The 19404-nt window shown below is 73.6% G+C and carries 15 protein-coding genes; 13 read left to right on the top strand and 2 right to left on the bottom strand.

Features of this window, described 5'->3' with window-relative positions; all coding sequences use genetic code 11:
* Positions 1 to 44 precede the first annotated feature (44 nt).
* The 8 genes from ABT085_RS03940 (at position 45) to ABT085_RS03905 (ending at position 11871) form a co-directional block, all read left to right on the top strand.
* Positions 45 to 782 (top strand): GntR family transcriptional regulator, encoded by a 738-nt coding sequence (locus tag ABT085_RS03940; RefSeq protein ID WP_351601666.1) that lies wholly within the window; start codon positions 45 to 47, stop codon positions 780 to 782.
* Positions 783 to 1314: 532 nt separating this feature from the next.
* The gene (locus tag ABT085_RS03935) at positions 1315 to 2460 is read left to right on the top strand and encodes an ROK family glucokinase (protein ID WP_351601603.1); all 1146 of its coding nucleotides are present in this window, start codon (positions 1315 to 1317) and stop codon (positions 2458 to 2460) included.
* Positions 2457 to 3053, top strand: a complete 597-nt coding sequence (locus ABT085_RS03930) for a sugar kinase (protein WP_351601600.1) — start codon at positions 2457 to 2459, stop codon at positions 3051 to 3053. The genes ABT085_RS03935 and ABT085_RS03930 overlap by 4 nt, the downstream gene beginning before the upstream one ends.
* 98 nt (positions 3054 to 3151) lie before the next feature.
* Positions 3152 to 6016, top strand: coding sequence for an SCO1167/SCO6262 family helicase (locus tag ABT085_RS03925; RefSeq protein ID WP_502982619.1), 2865 nt, complete (start codon positions 3152 to 3154; stop codon positions 6014 to 6016).
* A 797-nt stretch (positions 6017 to 6813) separates the two neighbouring features.
* On the top strand, positions 6814 to 8820 hold the full coding sequence (locus ABT085_RS03920; protein ID WP_351601661.1) for an SWIM zinc finger family protein: 2007 nt from the start codon (positions 6814 to 6816) through the stop codon (positions 8818 to 8820).
* Between the two features lie 211 nt (positions 8821 to 9031).
* Positions 9032 to 10327 (top strand): bifunctional 3-oxoadipate enol-lactonase/4-carboxymuconolactone decarboxylase PcaDC, encoded by a 1296-nt coding sequence (pcaDC, locus tag ABT085_RS03915; RefSeq protein ID WP_351601597.1) that lies wholly within the window; start codon positions 9032 to 9034, stop codon positions 10325 to 10327.
* Between the two features lie 75 nt (positions 10328 to 10402).
* Positions 10403 to 11038, top strand: coding sequence for an MBL fold metallo-hydrolase (locus ABT085_RS03910; RefSeq protein WP_351601595.1), 636 nt, complete (start codon positions 10403 to 10405; stop codon positions 11036 to 11038).
* Between the two features lie 53 nt (positions 11039 to 11091).
* Positions 11092 to 11871: an exodeoxyribonuclease III gene (locus ABT085_RS03905; RefSeq protein ID WP_351601592.1), complete on the top strand. Its 780-nt coding sequence runs from the start codon at positions 11092 to 11094 to the stop codon at positions 11869 to 11871.
* 38 nt (positions 11872 to 11909) lie between these two features.
* Here the strand turns inward: ABT085_RS03905 and ABT085_RS03900 are convergent, their stop codons facing one another.
* Complete coding sequence (locus ABT085_RS03900; protein WP_351601589.1) at positions 11910 to 13673, bottom strand: SGNH/GDSL hydrolase family protein; 1764 nt, start codon at positions 13671 to 13673, stop codon at positions 11910 to 11912.
* A gap of 166 nt (positions 13674 to 13839) precedes the next feature.
* Here ABT085_RS03900 and ABT085_RS03895 point away from each other — a divergent pair, with 166 nt between their 5' ends.
* The 5 genes from ABT085_RS03895 to ABT085_RS03875 all read left to right on the top strand — a co-directional run bounded on the left by ABT085_RS03895 (position 13840) and on the right by ABT085_RS03875 (position 17656).
* The gene (locus ABT085_RS03895; protein WP_351601586.1) at positions 13840 to 14259 is read left to right on the top strand and encodes a DUF6278 family protein; all 420 of its coding nucleotides are present in this window, start codon (positions 13840 to 13842) and stop codon (positions 14257 to 14259) included.
* Positions 14260 to 14447: 188 nt separating this feature from the next.
* Positions 14448 to 15191, top strand: coding sequence for an amino acid ABC transporter ATP-binding protein (locus ABT085_RS03890; protein WP_351601583.1), 744 nt, complete (start codon positions 14448 to 14450; stop codon positions 15189 to 15191).
* Between the two features lie 16 nt (positions 15192 to 15207).
* On the top strand, positions 15208 to 16134 hold the full coding sequence (locus ABT085_RS03885; protein WP_351601580.1) for a glutamate ABC transporter substrate-binding protein: 927 nt from the start codon (positions 15208 to 15210) through the stop codon (positions 16132 to 16134).
* Positions 16131 to 16775: an amino acid ABC transporter permease gene (locus tag ABT085_RS03880; RefSeq protein ID WP_351601577.1), complete on the top strand. Its 645-nt coding sequence runs from the start codon at positions 16131 to 16133 to the stop codon at positions 16773 to 16775. The genes ABT085_RS03885 and ABT085_RS03880 overlap by 4 nt, the downstream gene beginning before the upstream one ends.
* Positions 16772 to 17656 carry an amino acid ABC transporter permease gene (locus ABT085_RS03875; RefSeq protein WP_351601574.1) on the top strand — a complete coding sequence of 295 codons (885 nt, stop codon included), beginning with the start codon at positions 16772 to 16774 and terminating at the stop codon, positions 17654 to 17656. The genes ABT085_RS03880 and ABT085_RS03875 overlap by 4 nt, the downstream gene beginning before the upstream one ends.
* Before the next feature lie 46 nt (positions 17657 to 17702).
* Here ABT085_RS03875 and ABT085_RS03870 read toward each other — a convergent pair whose 3' ends face one another.
* Entirely contained in the window at positions 17703 to 19322 is a 1620-nt protein-coding gene (locus ABT085_RS03870) for a CocE/NonD family hydrolase (RefSeq protein ID WP_351601572.1), read from the bottom strand.
* Positions 19323 to 19404 lie beyond the last annotated feature (82 nt).

Genomic DNA, 19404 nt, shown 5'->3' with positions numbered 1-19404 from the left:
GGGGCTACGCTCGCACCGTGCCGAAACCAGAAGTGGGCCCCGCCGTGCGGCTGGAGCTGAGCGTGGACCGCAGTTCCCCCGTGCCGTTGTACTTCCAGCTCTCCCAGCAGCTGGAGGCGGCGATCGAGCGGGGCACGCTCACCCCCGGCAGTCTCCTCGGCAACGAGATCGAGCTCGCGGCACGGCTCGGTCTGTCCCGTCCGACCGTCCGCCAGGCCATCCAGTCGCTCGTCGACAAGGGCCTGCTGGTGCGCCGCCGGGGCGTCGGTACGCAGGTCGTCCACAGCCAGGTCAAGCGCCCCCTGGAGCTCAGCAGCCTCTACGACGACCTGGAGGCGGCCGGTCAGCGTCCGGCGACCCGGGTCCTCGTCAACACCGTCGTCCCGGCCACCGCCGGGGTCGCCGCGGCGCTCGCGGTGCCCGAGGGCAGCGACGTGCACCGGGTGGAGCGGCTGCGGCTCGCGCACGGGGAGCCGATGGCGTACCTGTGCAACCACCTGCCGCCCGGACTGCTCGACCTGGACACCGCCCGGCTGGAGGCCACCGGCCTGTACCGGATGATGCGCTCCGCCGGGCTCACCCTGCACAGCGCCCGCCAGTCCATCGGCGCGCGCGCCGCCACCGCCGCGGAGGCCGAGCGCCTCACCGAGTCCGAGGGCGCCCCGCTGCTCACCATGCAGCGCACGACCTTCGACGACACCGGCCGCGCGGTCGAGTTCGGCGACCACCTCTACCGGCCGAGCCGCTACGCGTTCGAGTTCCAGCTGCTCGTACGCCCCTGAGCCCGCCGCTCCCGCCCATCCCGTAACTGTTCGGGTCCGCCGCCCGCCCTCCGGGCCCGCCGTTTCCGCCCCCCGTTCCCGCCCCCGTTTCCGCGCCCCCATTCGTCGCAATGTCCGGACAAAGTGGCCGCCGTATGCCCGCCGATCACCGGGCGTGCAGACGTTCGACGACGGGGTGCGCGGAGCCGGCAGCGGGGCGAGCCTTCCGGTGTTGTCTTCATCACCCGCAACCCTCGTCACACCGGCCTCGTGGGCGACCGTTCCGTACCTCTCGAGGCGCGGCCCGACAGCCGGCGACCGCCCCCACGAGGACGCCACCGCGGCGGAGCCGGCCGGCCCGGCGGCGGGCGGTGACGAGCGGGACGACCTGCGGCACGAGCCGCGCCGGGCGCGGGAGCGCGGGGCGTCGCCGGGGCACGCGCGCACCCCCGGAGCCGCCGCGGGCGGCGGCCGCCGCGCGGGCGGACGCGCCGCACACAGGTCCCTGTCACCCGGACCCACCGGCCGGAGCGGTGAGGCACAATCGGGCCTGATGAGCACCTACCGCGACCTCAGCGCCCCCATCGGCTCCCGCCGAGCCCCCGTGCTGCGTACCGTGGGCACCCGTGAGCGCCGCTCGCACCTCACCGCACCCCGTGTGCCCACGGTCGGCATCGACATCGGCGGTACGAAGGTGATGGCGGGCGTCGTCGACGCCGACGGCAACATCCTGGAGAAGCTCCGCGCGGAGACCCCGGACAAGTCCAAGAGCCCGAAGGTCGTCGAGGACACCATCGTCGAGCTGGTCCTGGACCTGTCGGACCGGCACGACGTGCACGCGGTCGGCATCGGCGCGGCCGGCTGGGTCGACGCCGACCGCAACCGCATCCTGTTCGCGCCCCACCTGTCCTGGCGCAACGAGCCGCTGCGCGACCGCCTCTCCGGCCGTCTGTCGGTGCCCGTGCTCGTCGACAACGACGCCAACACCGCCGCCTGGGCGGAGTGGCGCTTCGGCGCGGGACGCGGCGAGGACCACCTCGTCATGATCACCCTCGGCACCGGTATCGGCGGCGCGATCCTGGAGGGCGGGCAGGTCAAGCGCGGCAAGTTCGGTGTCGCGGGCGAGTTCGGCCATATGCAGGTGGTGCCCGGCGGCCACCGCTGCGCGTGCGGCAACCGCGGCTGCTGGGAGCAGTACAGCTCCGGCAACGCGCTGGTCCGGGAGGCCCGGGAGCTGGCCGCGGCCGACTCCCCGGTGGCGTACGGGATCATCGAGCACGTCAAGGGCAACATCGGCGACATCACCGGCCCGATGATCACCGAGCTGGCGCGTGACGGCGACGCCATGTGCATCGAGCTGCTCCAGGACATCGGCCAGTGGCTCGGCGTCGGCATCGCCAACCTGGCAGCGGCGCTCGACCCGTCCTGCTTCGTGATCGGCGGCGGTGTCTCCGCGGCCGACGACCTGCTGATCGGCCCGGCCCGCGACGCCTTCCGGCGCCAGCTCACCGGCCGCGGCTACCGTCCCGAGGCCCGCATCGCGCGCGCCCAGCTCGGCCCCGAGGCCGGCATGGTCGGCGCCGCCGACCTCGCCCGCCTGGTCGCCCGCCGCTTCCGCCGCGCCAAGAGACGCCGGGTGGAACGCCACGAACGCTACGAGAAGTACTCCGAGGCCCGCCGCACCCAGGACACCGCATGACCACCACCGCACTGCCCCGCCAGGCCACGCCCCCGGACGAGCAGCCCCGACCGGCCGAGAACCGCCGGCACCGCAACCGCCGCCGGGCGCTCACCCTGCTGATCATCGTGCTGCTCATCGGCGTCCCGGCCGGCTATCTCGTGATCTCCGCCAACCAGAGCCGCGACAGCGGCAAGGACAAGGAGAAGAAGTACTCGGCGACCGGCCTGACCGCGGGCTGGCCCTCCAAGGTGCAGCGCCGCCTCTACCAGGTGCCGGTCCCGCACCCGTCGAACCAGGTCGCCTACTACGAGACCAACAACTGGAAGACCAGCCGTCTCTACGTGCAGTTCCAGACCACGCAGGCCGGCCTGGACGCCTTCCTCGCGGAGCTGGGAGCCGACCGGGACCAGCTGAAGCGGGACGACATCGTCATCGGTGCCCGCGACCGGAACATCACCGGCTGGGACTTCGGCGGACCCGGCGCCCGCCCCGGCCCGTACTGGGGCTTCGTCCACCGGCAGAAGAACCCGCAGCCGACGCAGGACGTGGTGGTGAACACCTCCAACCCCAAGTACCCCATGATCTACGTCGTCTCGCGCGCGGTCCCCTGACCGCACGGGCCGTCCCCGGACGGCCGCCGGAGCCGATTGTCAGACCCCGCCCGTAGAGTCGAAGACGGTTGATCCGAACCACGGGCGGGAGGTGGACAGTGGGTACGAGCGGAACAGCGGGCACGAGCGGGACGGCCGAGGCGGCCGGGCGCGCGCGGGAGCACGAGAGCGTTCCCCTGCGGCTCGCGGCCGTCTTCCTGCCCGCCCCGCTCCCGCGCGACGGACGTGTCGTCTTCTGGGACCCCGCGGACGCACCGCTGCCCGCGGACACCGCCGAGTCCGCCGAACGCACGGAACTCACCGTCGTACGACGCCATGGCGCCTCGGTCCGCCGCAGGCAGGCTCCCGCGCTGTCGCTGTCGCTGGACCGGGCCCTGCCCCTGCTCGTGCGGGCCCGCCGCGACCCGGCGGCCCACCCCGCCACCGCCTGCTGGGGCGCCGCCGCCCTGCACGCGCTGCGGCTCACCGCCCGCGGCCGGCTGCTGCCCGGACTCACCCGCACGGGCCACGACGCCTGGCGGGCCGGCCCCCTGGACCCCGACGACATCGCCCATCTGCGCGCGGTCGCCGCTGCCCTCCCGTACGAGGGACACGCCGTGCCGCTGACCGGCCCCGGACCGCTGCGGCTGCCACAGCCCGAGGCGCTGATGCGCTCCTTCCTGGACGCGGTCGCGGACACCCTCCCGCGCACCCCCGCCGCGCCGTACGCCTGCGGCAGGCCCTTCGCCGACCGCCGCCCGCAGCGACTGCCCGGCGCCGCCGACTGGGCCGCCGAGGTCGCCGCCGGCATGGACGCGGGCGTACGGATCTCACTGCGCCTGGACCTGTCGGCGTACGACCTGTTCGACACCGGCGAGCGGGTGCGCAGCGCGGGCGCGGCCGTCCTCCAGGTGCACAGCCTCGCCGACCCCACCCTCGTGGCCGACGCGGCGGCCCTGTGGGCGGGCGAGGCGGACGCCGCCTTCGGACCCCGCGCCCGCGTCGACGCCGCGCTCGCCGTGCGGCGCGCCGCACGCGTCTGGCCCCCGCTGGACCGGCTGGCCGAGCAGGACACGCCCGACGTCCTGGCCCTCACCGAGGAGGAGGTGGGCGACCTGCTCGGCGCCGCGGCCGGCCGGCTCGCGGCCGCCGGAGTCGCCGTGCACTGGCCGCGCGACCTGGCCCAGGACCTCACCGCCACGGCGGTCGTGCGGTCCGCGCCCGGCTCGGCGACCGACGGCACCGGCTTCTTCGAGGGCGAGGACCTGCTGCGGTTCAGCTGGCAGCTGGCGCTCGGCGGCGACCCGCTCAGCGAGGCCGAGATGGACACCCTCGCCGAGGCCCACCGCCCGGTCGTACGGCTGCGCGACCGGTGGGTCCTGGTCGACCCGGCGCTCGTCCGCAAGGCGCGCCGCCGTGAACTGGGCCTCCTCGACCCGGTCGACGCCCTGTCCGTCGCGCTCACCGGCAGCGCGGAGGTCGACGGGGAGACGGTCGAGGCCGTCCCGGTCGGCGCCCTGGCCGCCCTGCGCGACCGGCTGACCGCCGGTGTGCGGCCCGCCGAGCCGCCCCCGGGCCTGGCCGCCACCCTGCGCGACTACCAACTGCGCGGCCTGGCCTGGCTCGACCTGATGACCTCCCTCGGCCTCGGCGGCTGCCTCGCCGACGACATGGGACTCGGCAAGACGATCACCCTCATCGCCCTGCATCTCAAGCGCGCCCGCAGCGAACCGACCCTGGTGGTGTGTCCGGCCTCGCTGCTCGGCAACTGGCAGCGGGAGATCACCCGGTTCGCCCCCGGCGTTCCCGTCCGCCGCTACCACGGCCCGGACCGCACCCTCGACGACCTGACCGGCGGATTCGTCCTCACCACGTACGGCACGATGCGCTCGGCCGCGCCGACGCTGGCCGGGCAGCGCTGGGGCATGGTCGTCGCGGACGAGGCACAGCACGTCAAGAACCCCTACTCGGCCACGGCGAAGGCGCTGCGCACCATCGTGTCCCCCGCCCGCGTGGCGCTCACCGGCACCCCCGTCGAGAACAACCTCTCCGAACTCTGGGCCCTGCTCGACTGGACCACACCGGGACTCCTCGGCCCGCTGAAGTCCTTCCGGGCCCGGCACGCCCGCGCCGTGGAGAACGGCGAGGACGAGGAGGCGGTGGCCAGGCTGGCCCGGCTGGTCCGCCCCTTCCTGCTGCGCCGCAAGAAGTCCGACCCCGGCATCGTCCCCGAACTGCCGCCCAAGACGGAGACCGACCACCCCGTCCCGCTCACCCGGGAACAGGCCGCGCTCTACGAGGCGGTGGTGCGCGAGTCGCTGCTCGCCATCGAGACCGCCGAGGGGATCGCCCGCCGGGGGCTGGTCCTGAAACTGCTGGGCGCGCTGAAGCAGATCTGCGACCACCCCGCGCTCTATCTCAAGGAGGCGGCCGCACCGTCCGACCGGCTCGCCGCCCGCTCCGGCAAACTCGCCCTGCTCGACGAGCTGTTGGACACCCTGCTGGCCGAGGACGGCTCTGCGCTGGTGTTCACCCAGTACGTCGGCATGGCCCGGCTGATCACGGCCCACCTCGCCGCCCGCGCGATCCCCGTGGACCTCCTGCACGGCGGGACGGCCGTGCCGGAGCGCGAGCGCATGGTGGACCGCTTCCAGAGCGGTGCGACCCCTGTGCTCGTCCTGTCCCTGAAGGCCGCCGGCACCGGCCTCAACCTCACCCGCGCGGGCCATGTCGTGCACTTCGACCGCTGGTGGAACCCGGCCGTCGAGGAACAGGCCACCGACCGCGCCTACCGCATCGGCCAGACCCAGCCGGTCCAGGTCCACCGCCTCATCACCGAGGGCACGGTCGAGGACCGCATCGCACAGATGCTGGAGTCCAAGCGCGCCCTCGCCGACGCGATCCTCGGCTCCGGCGAGTCGGCCCTCACCGAACTGACGCACCGCGAGCTGACCGACCTGGTGTCGCTGCGCAGGGAGGCGTGATCGTGACGGGTACGGAGGAGACACCGGTGCCGGGGACATCGGCGGAGGAACCGTCGGACGAGGCGACCCCCGTGGCGCAGACGCCGTCGACGCAGACGCCGGCGCACGCGGTCCGTTCCCCGGACGAGGCAGCGCGGCCGGTTGTCGAGGAGGGCCTGGCTGCCGAGGAGGGCTCAGCTGTCGGGGAACGTCCGGCCGACGCGGCACGCCGTGCCCTGCGGGCGGCGCGCGAGCGTGCAGGCGGGGGCGTCGGGGCGGCCGGCGAGGAAGCGGCGGCCGCGACCGGGGCAGTGGCCAGGAGGGACCCGCAGGACGGCCGGGTCCCGCAGGGCCACGCGGTCCGTACGGAACCTGCGGCCTCCGGGGAGCCGGGCGGGCGGCGCCCCGCCGCCGAGAAGCCCGGGAACGGCCGGACCGGACCGGCCGACGCGGCCCGCGCGGCACTACGCAGAGCCGTGGCGGCGAGCCGCACCGCGGACCCGGGCGCAGGTGCGGGCGCCGACGCCGACTCGGACGCGCAGACGGAAGCGGACCCTGGCGCCCACGCCGACGGCGAGCTCGGCACTGGCAGCGACACCGGCTCCAGCACTGGCAGCACCAGCAGCGACACCCGCACGGGCACGGGCAGCACCAGCAACGATGCCGGCACTGACACCGGCAACGGCACCGACAGCGATACCGGCAACGGCAACGGCACCGGCAGCGATACCGGCAGGGGCACCAGCACCAGCCCCGGCTCCAGGACCAGCCCCGGTTCCGGAACCGGCAGGGACCGGGTCGAGGCCGGTGGTGCGTCCATGGGTACGGCCGGGGACGGCCCTGTCGTGTCCGTGCGTCCCGGGAAGACCGGGGCCGCCGCCCCTGCCGGGAGCCTCGCGGTGGAGGGCGCGACGGGCACGCCCACCCCGCCCTCCGCCGTCTCGTCGGGCGCTCCTGCCGCGGCCGAGGAGGGCGCGGCCGAGGAGGGCGCGCCCGAACCGCGCCGCGCGCGCCCCGGGGATGCCGCCCGAGAGGCCCTGCGGGCCGCCCGTGCCGAGGCGCGGCAGGCCCGCACGGACACCGGGGAACCGCGTGCCGACGCCCCGCCCCGGCCCGAGCGCGGCTCCGCCCGGCGCCCGGCCCCCGCACGCGCCGACACACCCGGCGCCAGGGCCCGGGCGCTGAGGGCGCTGCTCGCCGACGCCTTCCGGATGCCGTCCGACGCGACGACACCGGCGGAGTCCGACACCTGGTCCTCGGCTGCCCCCGGGCTCGACGCCCCGACGGTCGGTCGCGTGCCGCCCGGCCCCGGGCACGTCGCCCCCTCGTCTGCCGACCCGTCGGCTGCCGCTCCCTCGGCTGCCGCTCCCTCGGGCGCCGCCTCCTCTGCCGCCGACCCTTCGGACCTCGCCCCCTCAACCGCCGACCCCTCGGACTCCATCGCCGCGGACACCACGGCACCCCTGGTTCCGCCCGCACCTCCCGTGCCTCCCGCACCCCTCGCGTCCTCCCCAGCCGCGCCCGGCGCCGCTCCCCGTGTCCCGCGGTCCATGGCCTCCCCCCGTCGGGACGGCGACCTGCGCCGCACCTTCCCCGCCTTTCCGCCCCTGACCGGCGAGGGCGACGGCGGGGACGGCCGGTTCGTCGAGAGCTGGTGGGGGAACGCCTGGGTCGCCGCGCTGGAGGAGGGCGCGCTGGACGCCAAGCGGCTGGCGCGCGGCAGGGCCTACGCGGCACAGGGGCACGTGGACGCGATCACGGTGACCCCCGGACTCGTCCTGGCCTACGTGCAGGGCAGCCGCCCCCGCCCGTACCGCGTCCAGGTGCGCCTGCGCACCCTCGACGACACCGACTGGGAGCACTTCCTGGACGTGGCCGCCGACCGGCCGGGGCACATCGCCGCGCTGCTCGACGGCGAGATGCCCCAGTCCCTCGCCGAATGCGGGGTCCCGCTCCTGCCCGGCGCCGGCGACCTGGAACCGCAGTGCAGCTGTCCCGACCGCGGCCACCCCTGCAAACACGCGGCGGCCCTCTGCTTCCAGACGGCCCGTCTGCTGGACGCCGACCCCTTCGTACTGCTCCTGCTGCGCGGCCGCAGCGAGCGCGAGCTGGTCGACGCGCTGTCCCGGCTGAGCGCGGCCCGGGCGGCCCGCGCCGCCCAGGACAGAGAACCCGAGCCGCTCCCCGGAGTGCGGGCCACCGACGCCCTGGCGGAGCGCCGGCTCCCGCCCCTTCCGCCCCCGTCGCCCCTGCCTGCGCATCCCGGACAGCCGCCCGTCTACCCCTCGGTGCCGGGCGGTCCCGACCCGTTCGCGCTCGACCAGCTGGCCACCGACGCCGCCGCCCGCGCCCACGCCCTGCTGAGCACCGGACACGACGAGGCGGGTGAACTGACGCTGTGGCAGGACGCGGTCCGGCTGGCCGCGGCCCGCCCCGGTTCCGGACTCACCGCCGGCACCCGCACCCTCTACTCCTCGCTCGCCTCCGCCGCCGGCCGCACCCCGGCCGAGCTGGCCCGCGCGGTGGCCGCCTGGCGGCAGGGCGGACCCGAAGGGCTCGCCGTCCTCGAAGAGCCCTGGGACCCGCCCGCCGGACGCTTCGACCGCGCCCGCCCCCTGCTGCTCGCCGCCGACCTGCCCGCCTTCCGCCCCGCCCGCAACCGCCTCACCCACCCCCAGGGCCGGGTCCAACTCCGCTTCGGGCGCGACGGCTTGTGGTACGCCTACGAGTCGGACCCCGGCGCCGACGACTGGTGGCCCCGTGGCACCCCCGACCTCGACCCGGTCGGCGCCCTGACCGGCCTGGGCGGCAGCGACGAGCTCTGACCGGCCGCACCGTCACGGACGGTTCCGGGCTCCTCGCGACAGCGCTCCTCGTGACAGCCCCGTCCAGCCGGTCGCGACCCTCGGTCCGGTGCGGAACTCCGTTCGCACCGGGACCGTTTCCTGCGAGTTTCGGTCTTTGCGGGACGACACGGCGCGCCTCCCTGTGGGCCCTGGTATAGGTGCTTCTGTGATACATGAGAGGGTCAGAAGGGTGAGCGAGACACCACCGAACAGCCTGCAATACCGCTTCGACGGCCCGGAAGACGCCCCCGTCCTGATCCTGGGTCCCTCCCTGGGCACCACCTGGCACATGTGGGACCGTCAGGTCCCGGAACTGACCAGACAGTGGCGCGTCTTCCGGTTCGACCTGCCCGGCCACGGCGGCGCGCCCGCGCACCCGGCGGGCGCGGTGTCCGATCTGACCGACCGGCTGCTGGCCACGCTCGACGCGCTCGGCGTGCAGCGCTTCGGATACGCGGGATGCTCCCTCGGCGGCGCGATCGGTGTCGAGCTGGCCCTGCGGTACCCCGAGCGGCTCGCCTCGCTCGTGCTGATCGCCGCCTCGCCCCGGTTCGGCACGGCCGACGAGTTCCGCCGGCGCGGGGTGGTCGTGCGCACGAACGGGCTCGACCCCATCGCCCGCTCCTCCCCGGACCGCTGGTTCACCGGCGGGTTCGCGGCCGCCCAGCCCGCGATCACCGAGTGGGCGGTGCAGATGGTGCGCACCACCGACCCCGGCTGCTACATCGCAGCCTGCGAGGCGCTCGCCGTGTTCGACGTGCGGGACGAACTGGCCCGCGTCGGTGTGCCGACCCTCGTCCTGGTCGGCTCGGAGGACCAGGTCACCGGCCCCGCCGAGGCCCGCACCCTGGTGGCCGGTATCCCGGACGCCCGTCTCGCGGTCGTCCCCGGCGCCTCCCACCTGGTCCCGGTGGAGCAGCCGGCCGCCGTCACCGACCTGCTCGTCAACCACTTCTCGACCGCCTGGGATCCCGGCTTCGACTCGGCCACCGGCCAGGTCGCCCTTCCGCCGGTCCCGGCCGGCCCGGTCCCCGCCCTGCTCCAGCCCGCGGCGCCCATCGCCGCGATCGCCCCGGCCGTCGTACCGGCGCAGTCCTGGGGCGAGACGGACCGGTACGAGACCGGGCTGAAGGTGCGCCGGGAGGTGCTCGGCGACGCCCATGTCGACCGGGTGCTGTCGCAGGCCGACGACTTCTCCGGCGACTTCGAGGACTTCGTCACCCGCTACGCGTGGGGCGAGATCTGGGACCGGCCCGGACTCGACCGGCGCTCGCGCAGCTGTGTCACCCTCACCGCGCTGGTCGCGGGGGGCCACCTGGAGGAGCTCGCGTTCCACACCCGGGCCGCGCTGCGCAACGGCCTCACCCCGGACGAGATCAGGGAAGTGCTGCTCCAGGCGGCCGTCTACTGCGGGGTGCCGGCGGCGAACAGCGCGTTCCGGGTGGCCCAGCAGGTCATCCGCGAGGAGACCACGCTCGCCGAGTGACCCCCGGACCGGGGACGCGCCCCGGGCGTCGTGGTCCGCCCCCGCCGCCGGGCCGGCGGGGGCAGGATGGGACTCATGAAGCTCACGAAGAAGGCGCATTCCTGTGTCCGGCTGGAGAAGGACGGCCGGACGCTCGTCCTGGACCCCGGGATGTTCAGCGAGGAGGACGCCGCGCTCGGCGCGGACGCGATCCTCGTCACCCACGAGCACCCCGACCACTTCGACGAGGCGCGGCTGCGGGCCGTCCTGGAGGCGGACCCGGCCGTCGAGATCTGGACCCTCGCGTCCGTCGCGGACCAGCTCTCGGCCGCCTTCCCCGGGCGGGTGCACACCGTCGGCCACGGCGACTCCTTCACCGCGGCCGGTTTCGACGTCCAGGTGCACGGCGAGCTGCACGCGGTGATCCACCCGGACATCCCGCGGATCACGAACGTCGGCTACCTCGTCGACGGCGGCCGGCTCTTCCACCCGGGCGACGCGCTCACCGTCCCCGACCGCCCGGTGGAGACCCTGATGCTGCCGGTGATGGCTCCGTGGAACAAGATCTCCGAGGTCATCGACTACGTCCGCGAGGTGAAGCCGCAGCGCGCCTACGACATCCACGACGCCCTGCTCACCGACCTCGCCCGCCCGATCTACGACCGGCAGATCGGCGCCCTCGGCGGCGCGGAGCACCTGCGGCTGGCCTCGGGGTCGTCGGCGCAGCTGTAGCGGGGGAGCGGGGATCGGGGCCGTTGTCGTACCCGCCCGGTAGGTTGTGGTGCATGCGCATCGCCACCTGGAACGTGAACTCGATCACCGCCCGTCTGCCGAGGCTGCTGGCCTGGCTGGAGAGCAGCGGCACGGACGTGCTGTGCCTCCAGGAGGCCAAGCTCGCCGAGGCGCAGTTCCCGTTCGACCAGCTGCGCGAGCTGGGCTACGAGGCCGCGGTGAACGCCACCGGCCGGTGGAACGGCGTGGCGGTGATCTCCCGCGTCGGCCTCGAGGACGTGGTCAAGGGCCTGCCCGGCGACCCCGGCTACGAGGGCGTGGAGGAGCCCCGGGCGGTCTCCGCGACCTGCGGCCCGGTCCGCGTCTGGTCGGTGTACGTGCCCAACGGACGCGAGGTCGACCACCCGCACTACGCCTACAAGCTCCAGTGGTTCGAGGCCCTGAAGGCGGCCGTCGCGGGCGACGCGGGCGGTGCGCGCCCGTTCGCCGTCCTCGGCGACTACAACGTGGCTCCGACGGACGACGACGTGTACGACGTGGCTGTCTTCGAGGGCCTCACCCATGTCACGCCCGCCGAGCGCGCCGCCCTGGCCGAGCTGCGCGGGACGGGCCTGTCCGACGTGGTGCCGCGGCCGCTGAAGTACGCGCACCCGTACACGTACTGGGACTACCGCCAGCTCGGCTTCCCCAAGAACCGCGGGATGCGCATCGACCTGGTGTACGGCAACGAGCCGTTCTCGAAGGCGGTCAAGGACGCGTACGTGGACCGGGAGGAGCGCAAGGGCAAGGGCGCCTCGGACCATGCGCCGGTGGTCGTGGACCTCGACGTGTAGCCGGTCCCCGACGGGCCCCACTCCTCGTTCGGAGCTCTTCAGAGCAGGGCCAGGTCCACCGAATCCGCCAGGGCGGCCAGTCCGGCGTCACCGGGGTGCAGGTGGTCCCCGCTGTCGTAGCCGGGCAGCATACGGGTGGAGCGGGCGGGGTCGCGCAGGACGGCGTCGAAGTCGAGGACCCCGTCGAACACCCCGGAGTCCCGGATCCAGGTGTTGACCTCGGCCCGCTCGGCGTCGACGGCCGGTGTGCAGCGGGAGTGTCCCCCGCACGGCAGGACGGTCGCCGCCAGCACCCGCACGCCCCGGTCGTGCGCCCGGTCCGCGATCTCCCGCAGCCCGGCGATGAGCCGGGACGCCGTGGTGCCCGCCCCCAGGTCGTTCACGCCCTCGAACACGATCGCGGTGCGTACCGACGTCTGGGCGAACACGTCCCGGTCGAGGCGGTGCAGCGCGCTCACCCCGGACCCTCCGGCGAAGACGCCGTCGCCCGGGTAGCGGTCGGTGACCACCCGGTTGCCCGCGATGCCCGCGTTCAGGACGCCGTAGCGGGGCGCCGTGCGCTGCCGCAGCAGACGGGCGGCGAGCACGTCGGGCCAGCGCCGGTCGGTGTCCGGGGTGGAGCGGTCCCCGTCGGTGATCGAGTCGCCCAGGGCGACCACGGACCCCGGCCCGCCGAGCACGTCCACCCCGGTCAGCAGCGGCCAGGACGTCAGCGCCGGGGTGTATGCCGCCGCCCGGCGGTCGGCCGCGTGGTCGCCCGGTGCGCTCAGGTACGACTGCTGGACCGCGAGCCGGTGCCCGGGCGCCGTCCGCACCGTGCCCGGGAGGTGGAAGCTCACCAGCAGATCGGCGTCGGCGGGCACCCGGAACCCCAGCGGATCGCTGACCGCCTGCGCCCCCGCCGGGACGACGACGCCCCGTGCCCCCCGGAAGGCGAGCCGCACCGGCCTGCCCCGGGCGGCCGCGCCCGCCGCCCGCACCGCCACCGTCGCCGTACCGATGCGGACCGGGGCGGAGGCGAAGGTGTTGTCGAAGCGCAGCCGCACCCGCCGCCCGCCCACCGAGGTGTGCACCACGAGCCGCAGCGTGCGGTCGGTCCACGGCCCCACGGCCGTCACACCGGAGGTGGCCGTGGCCCAGGTGCCGCTCCAGCCCCTCGCCGCCGCCCGTACCGACAGGGCGAACACATGCAGCCCGGCCGCGCGCGGCAGCTGTACGGAGGCGACCGCGCGGCCGGGAAGCAGCGGGACCGTCACGACGTACAGCCGGGCCCTGCCGGTGCGTCGGCCGCCGGGTCCGTTGACGTGCGGGAGCGCCACCGCCTTGGTGGCGAGCGGGCCGCTGCGCCAGTCCGGGGCGGTGAGCAGGTACGGGGAGCGGCGGCCGTCCGCGTAGGTGACCGTGCCGGAACCGGCGACCGTGCCGCCGCGCGTGCCGGCCACCAGGAAGGCGACGGCGTCGCCGCGCCCCCGCAGGCGCACCTGCTGTCCGTCGGCCCGTACGTTGTCCGGCTCGCCGGGCCGCCGGCGCGGCCAGATCAGCGCCGCCCCCTGCACGGTGAGGGTGCGGCCGGGCAGCCAGCCCGCGGCCCGCAGGTCCCGGGCCGACAGCGAGGCGCCCGAGCCGTCGAAGTCTGCCTCGCCGGGCCGCGCGTCGTGACTGACGGCAACGTTGTCGAAGAACCGCTCCAGCGGCAGCGGGGCGGACGACGGCAAGGCGGTGGCCCGGGCGGTGGACGCCGGGACCAGGGACGTCGTGAACAGGGCGAGCGCCAGCGGGACACCCCGGACACCTCGGTGCACGTACGGACTCCTCCCGATCACCGGTCGCACGCATACGCACGGTGAAGTTAGGGACACCGCCGACCATGGTCAACGCGCCATGCACGCAGGCGTGGTGAAAAGTACCGGGACGAGCGGTCGCGCGCGCCTGTGGTGCGCACGCGGGTGCGAATGACACGCTGGACGTATGAACATCCCTTTCCTGGGCAACCGGCGCAAGAAGAGCGACGGTGCGACGTTCTCCGCCGACCCCGAGGGGGTCGCCGAACTTCTGTCCGAGTGTGAGCTGCTGCGCTCGCAGGCGTCCCAGGAGGGCGTCCAACTCGACGATTCCGCCGCCTCGTTGGAGGCGCTCGACCAACTGGTGCCACGCTGGCGCGACGACGACGAAGTGCTGCCCTGGCTGGGCAACGACGCGGGGCTGTATCTGGGCACCGTCATCGTGCGCACCGTGCCGGGCGCCGTCTGGGAGGTGTGGCCGGGCGGGCAGCCGGTCATACGGCTCGCCTCCGGCCGGGAGTTCGACGTGGTGACCGCCGGGCACGAGTGGGCCGCGAGCGGGGTGCCCGAACTGTCCCAGCTGTACGCGGAGGTGGCCGAGGCGTAGATCCTGCCCGGCCTTTCCCGCCCGCTCTCCGGGCGGAGGGCGGGAAGGGCCGGGCCGTGCACAGCCGTGAGCGGTCGAGCACCGTAAATACGGCTTATGCCGGAAAGGTGCGTGTCGTGCCGGGGCTTGATCGTCGGCTGGATAGTTTGCGGCGACCATGAAACGGCTGAGGGTGAGTACCGGTGGGCATGGCTGTCGATCCGTTGATCGAGCTGCACGGCGTCAACAAGCACTTCGGGGAGCTGCACGTTCTGCGCGACATCCACCTCACCGTCGGCAAGGGGGAAGTGGTCGTCGTCATCGGCCCGTCCGGGTCGGGCAAGTCGACCCTGTGCCGGGCGATCAACCGGCTGGAGCCGGTCGAGTCCGGGACGATCAGGCTGGACGGCAGGCCGCTGCCCGAGGAGGGCAGGGCCCTCGCCCGGCTGCGCGCCGACGTCGGCATGGTCTTCCAGTCGTTCAACCTCTTCGCCCACAAGACCGTCCTCCAGAACGTCTCCCTGGCACAGATCAAGGTCCGCAAGCGCGGCCGGGAGGCGGCCGACAGGCGCTCGCTCGAACTCCTCGACCGCGTCGGCCTCGCCGCCCAGGCGCCCAAGTACCCCGCCCAGCTCTCCGGCGGCCAGCAGCAGCGGGTGGCCATCGCCCGCGCCCTGGCCATGACGCCCAAGGCCCTGCTGTTCGACGAGCCGACCTCGGCCCTCGACCCCGAGATGATCAACGAGGTGCTGGAGGTCATGCGGCAGCTCGCCCGGGACGGCATGACCATGGTCGTCGTCACCCACGAGATGGGCTTCGCCCGCTCGGCCGCCAACCGCGTGGTGTTCATGGCCGACGGCCGCATCGTCGAGGACCGCCCCCCGGAGGAGTTCTTCACCGCCCCGCGCACCGACCGCGCCAAGGACTTCCTGTCCAAGATCCTCAAGCACTGAGCGGGGAGCGCGTCGCATGTTCCGCACCACATTCCGCAGCACACGTGTGTCCGCCGTCCTGGCCGTGCTGACGGCCCTCCTCCTCGCCGCCTGCGGCAAGGAGGGCAGCCCGCCGGGCAAGGGGCCCGCGCCCGAGCGGCTTCCGCACTACGCGGTGGCGGAGGACTTCCGGCTGCCCGACTCCCCGACCTGGAACCGGGCGAAGAAGCGCGGGTACCTCGTCGTCGGCGTCAAGGAGGACCAGCCCTACCTCGGCGAGAAGGACCCGGCGACCGGCACCTACTCCGGCTTCGACATCGAGATCGCCAAGATGACGGCGGCCTCCCTCGGCTTCGACCCCGCCAGGATCCACTTCAGGACGATCGCCTCCGCGAACCGCGAGACCGCTCTGCAGAACGGCCAGATCGATTACTACGTCGGCACCTACACCATCAACGACAACCGCAAGAAACTCGTCGGCTTCGCCGGGCCCTACTACCTGGCCGGGCAGTCGCTGCTGGTGCGCGCCGACGAGAAGGACATCCACGGCCCGCAGGACCTCGACGGCAAGCGCGTCTGCTCGGCTGCCGGTTCGACCCCGTACCAGCGCATCAAGGAGAACTATCCGAAGGCGGTCCTCGTCGCCTACGACACCTACTCCGTCTGCGTCGACAACCTGCTCACCTACCAGGTCGACGCCGTCACCACCGACGACGCGATCCTCATCGGCTACGCGGCGAAGGCGCCCGACGAACTCAAGGTGGTCGGCAGGCCCTTCTCCGAGGAGCCCTACGGCATCGGCGTCCCGCACGGCGACAACGCCCTGCGCCTCGCCCTCGACGACGCGTTGGAGGCCCGTGAGAGGAACGGCGACTGGAAGAAGGCGTACGAGGCCACGCTCGGCCTGTCCGGAGTGCCCGCGCCGACCCCGCCCCCGATCGACCGCTACCAGGCCGGTACATGAACGTTCTGATCGACAACTTCTCCCTCTACGCCGAGGGTTTCCTCGGCACCCTCGAACTCACCGTCTACTCCTCGGTGCTGGCCCTGCTCCTCGGCTTCGTCATGGCCTCCTTCCGGGTCGCGCCGGTGCGCTCGCTGCGGGTCTTCGGCACGGCGTGGGTGACCGTGCTGCGCAACACCCCGCTGACCCTGCTGTTCTTCGCGGTACTGCTGGGACTGCCCCGGTTCGGCGTCGTCCTGCCCTTCGAGGTGTTCGCCGTCCTGGCCCTGGGCTGCTACACCTCGGCGTTCATCTGCGAGGCGCTGAGATCCGGCATCAACACCGTGCCCACGGGACAGGGCGAGGCGGCCCGCAGCCTCGGGATGAGCTTCACGCAGACCCTGAACCTGGTCGTCCTGCCGCAGGCGTTCCGCTCGGTGATCCCACCGGTCGGCTCCACCCTCATCGCGCTCGCCAAGAACTCCGCGATCGCGGGCGCGTTCAGCGTCACCGAGCTGCTCGGCACCTACAAGACGCTCAGCGAGCTCGGCTACAACATCGTCTGGACGTTCGTCTGGATCGCCGTCGGCTACCTGATCATCACGTTCGCCATCAGCGCGCTCTTCAACGCGCTGGAGAAGAAGTGGGGAGTCGCCCGTTGACACCCGCCACCGCCACCGCCCTCTACGACGTACCGGGACCCCGGACCCGGCGGCGGCACCGGATCTACTCGGTCGTGGCCGCCGCCGTCATCCTCGGCCTGCTGGCCTGGATCCTGTATCTCCTCTTCGACACCGAGCAGTTCACGTACACGAAGTGGATGCCCTTCGCCTACAAGGGGATCCAGGAGATGCTGCTGCGCGGTCTCGGCAACACGCTCAGGGCCTTCGCCCTGGCGGCCGCGTTCTCGCTGGTGCTCGGCGGGGTGCTGGCGGCCGGCCGGCTGTCGGAGCACCGGTCGCTGCGCGTGCTCGCCACGGTCGTCGTGGAGTTCTTCCGGGCCATGCCCGTACTGGTGATGATCTTCTTCATCTTCGTGGCGCTGCGGGCGCAGCCGCTGACCGCCCTCGTCGCCGGACTGACGCTCTACAACGGCTCGGTGCTCGCCGAGGTGTTCCGTTCGGGCGTCAACGCCGTGGAGCGCGGCCAGCGGGAAGCCGCGTTCGCGCTCGGGATGCGCAAGACACAGGTCATGGTCCATGTCCTGGTGCCCCAGGCGGTGCGGGCCATGCTGCCCGCCATCATCAGCCAGTTGGTGGTGGCGCTGAAGGACACCTCCCTCGGCTACCTCATCACCTACGAGGAGTTTCTCCACGCCGGAAAACTCATCGCCTCGAACCTCGACTACGATTTGCCGTTCATCCCGGTGGTGATGGTGATCTCGCCGATCTACATCGGAATGTGCATGCTGCTCTCCTGGTTCGCCGGCCGGGTGTCCCGGTGGGAGCGGCGCAGTCCCAAGACACGGGCCGTGGAGCTGACCGCGGCCGGCCCCGGGACACCGCTGCCGGGTGGGGAACCCCCCACGGCTCCCCGACCGTAGGGGGCGGCAGCGCGCAGAGCCATACCCGCCCGGCCGCGGCCGGAGATCACTGCTCGCGCAGCGGTACCGACACGTACGACGGGTCGTCCGCCGGCGAGGAGAAGGTCAGTTGCGCGCCGGACGGGTTGTGCTCGATGTAGAGCGGGTCGACCGTGTCGACGACCAGGGCGAGCCGGTGTCCTGCCGGGACGTCGTAGGCCGTGGAGAACAGGTCCAGGTCGAGGCCGAACGGCCGGCCCGGGGTGCGCCCGTGGAAGGTGTACGGCGCGTTGCTGACCAGCCTGCCCAGGCCGAGCGGCCCCACGTCGTACAGGTACGCGACGAGGGTGCCGCTCTCCCTGGTCGGGGTGAGCGTGGTGTGCAGCCGGGCGGTGCCGCGCACCCGCTGGGCGGTGGCGTACCTCTCCGACTGCCAGACGGCCGCCCAACGGCGGGGCAGCAGGGGGATCCACGCCATCGGGGGGACCCGGGCGACCTGGTCGAGCAGGCTCGACAGCAGGACGATCCCGCCGTCCGCCCCGGAGTCGACGTTCGTGTGGATCGTGGTGGTGCCGGCCAGGGCGAACTTGCGGTTGGCGGCGCCCACCGACTTCCAGTCCGGATAGCCCTCGTAGCCGCCGGTGGAACGGGACTTGAGCTCGACGGGCTGTTCGCGGTCGATGCCGTTGTCGGCGCCCTTGAGGTAGTGGTCGAACCAGCGTCCGGTGTCGGTCCACACGTCGTTGGGCAGGCCGAACAGTCCGGTGAGTTCGGCGGTGGCGTGGTCGCCCGGGCGGAACTCCAGCCGCTTGGGTCCGGTCAGCTTCTCGTAGAAGTCGGCGTACTGGTTGGCCGGGAAGATGGTGTCGCCCCAGGCGTTGGCGAGCATGACGGCCGGGCCGTTGGCGTTGAGCCGGTCCAGGTAGGTGGCGGGCGAGCGCTGCCTGCCCCAGGCGAGGAGGTCCTGTTCGCGGGCCAGGTTCGAGGAGTAGAAGTCGTCGAAGACCTGCCGGGCCTCGGCGCTCTCGCGGCCGGTGGTCGCGCCGGCGACGTCCAGCAGGGCGGTGGCCTGGACGTGCTGGGTGCGGCCGGAGTAGATCGAGTCGATCAGGTCGGCCCAGCCGCTGAGCGCGGCGACGGCCTTGATCCGCGGATCGTGCGCGGCGGCGAGCAGGCTGATGCCGGCGCCGTAGGAGACGCCCGCCATGCCGATGTGCCCGGCGTCGGCGGGGGTGTGGGCGAGGGCCCAGTCGATCACCCGGGACGCGTCGGCGGTGTCGGAGGGACCGGCCACCTCTATCTCGCCGCCGGACTGCCAGAAGCCGCGTACGTTGTAGGTGAGGACGACGTAGCCGGAGTCGGCGAGCCGCTGCGCCTGGGCCAGGTACTCGATCTGGGGAAGGCCCCAGCTCGTGGGCAGCACGATCAGCGGATAGCGGCGGGTGCCGTCGGAGCCCGCGGGGGTGACGACGTTCGCCTTCAGGACGATGCCGCCGTCGCCGGTGATGTCGACGTAGCGGACGCGGCCGTCGGCCGCCTGAGCGGCGGGGACGAGCCCGAGGACGCCGCCGGCGATCAGGGTCGCCGACAGGGCACCCACGGTGATCGTACGCAGGGCCGTGCGCGGACGGCCGCCCGGCGACTGCCGCCCTCCTGCTCGTAAGCGCTCCGCGCCCGTTCGGCCCATGGGTCACTCCTCACGCGCGACACAGCAAAGTGACCCGACGGTAACCGCCTTTCCTTACTGGAGGTAACCCGTCGGTAAGTTA

This window comes from Streptomyces sp. NPDC002265 (genome assembly GCF_040296125.1).
Taxonomy (GTDB): domain Bacteria; phylum Actinomycetota; class Actinomycetes; order Streptomycetales; family Streptomycetaceae; genus Streptomyces.
Note: the sequence above shows the minus strand (reverse complement) of the source record. Positions and strands in the feature narration are given on the sequence as shown.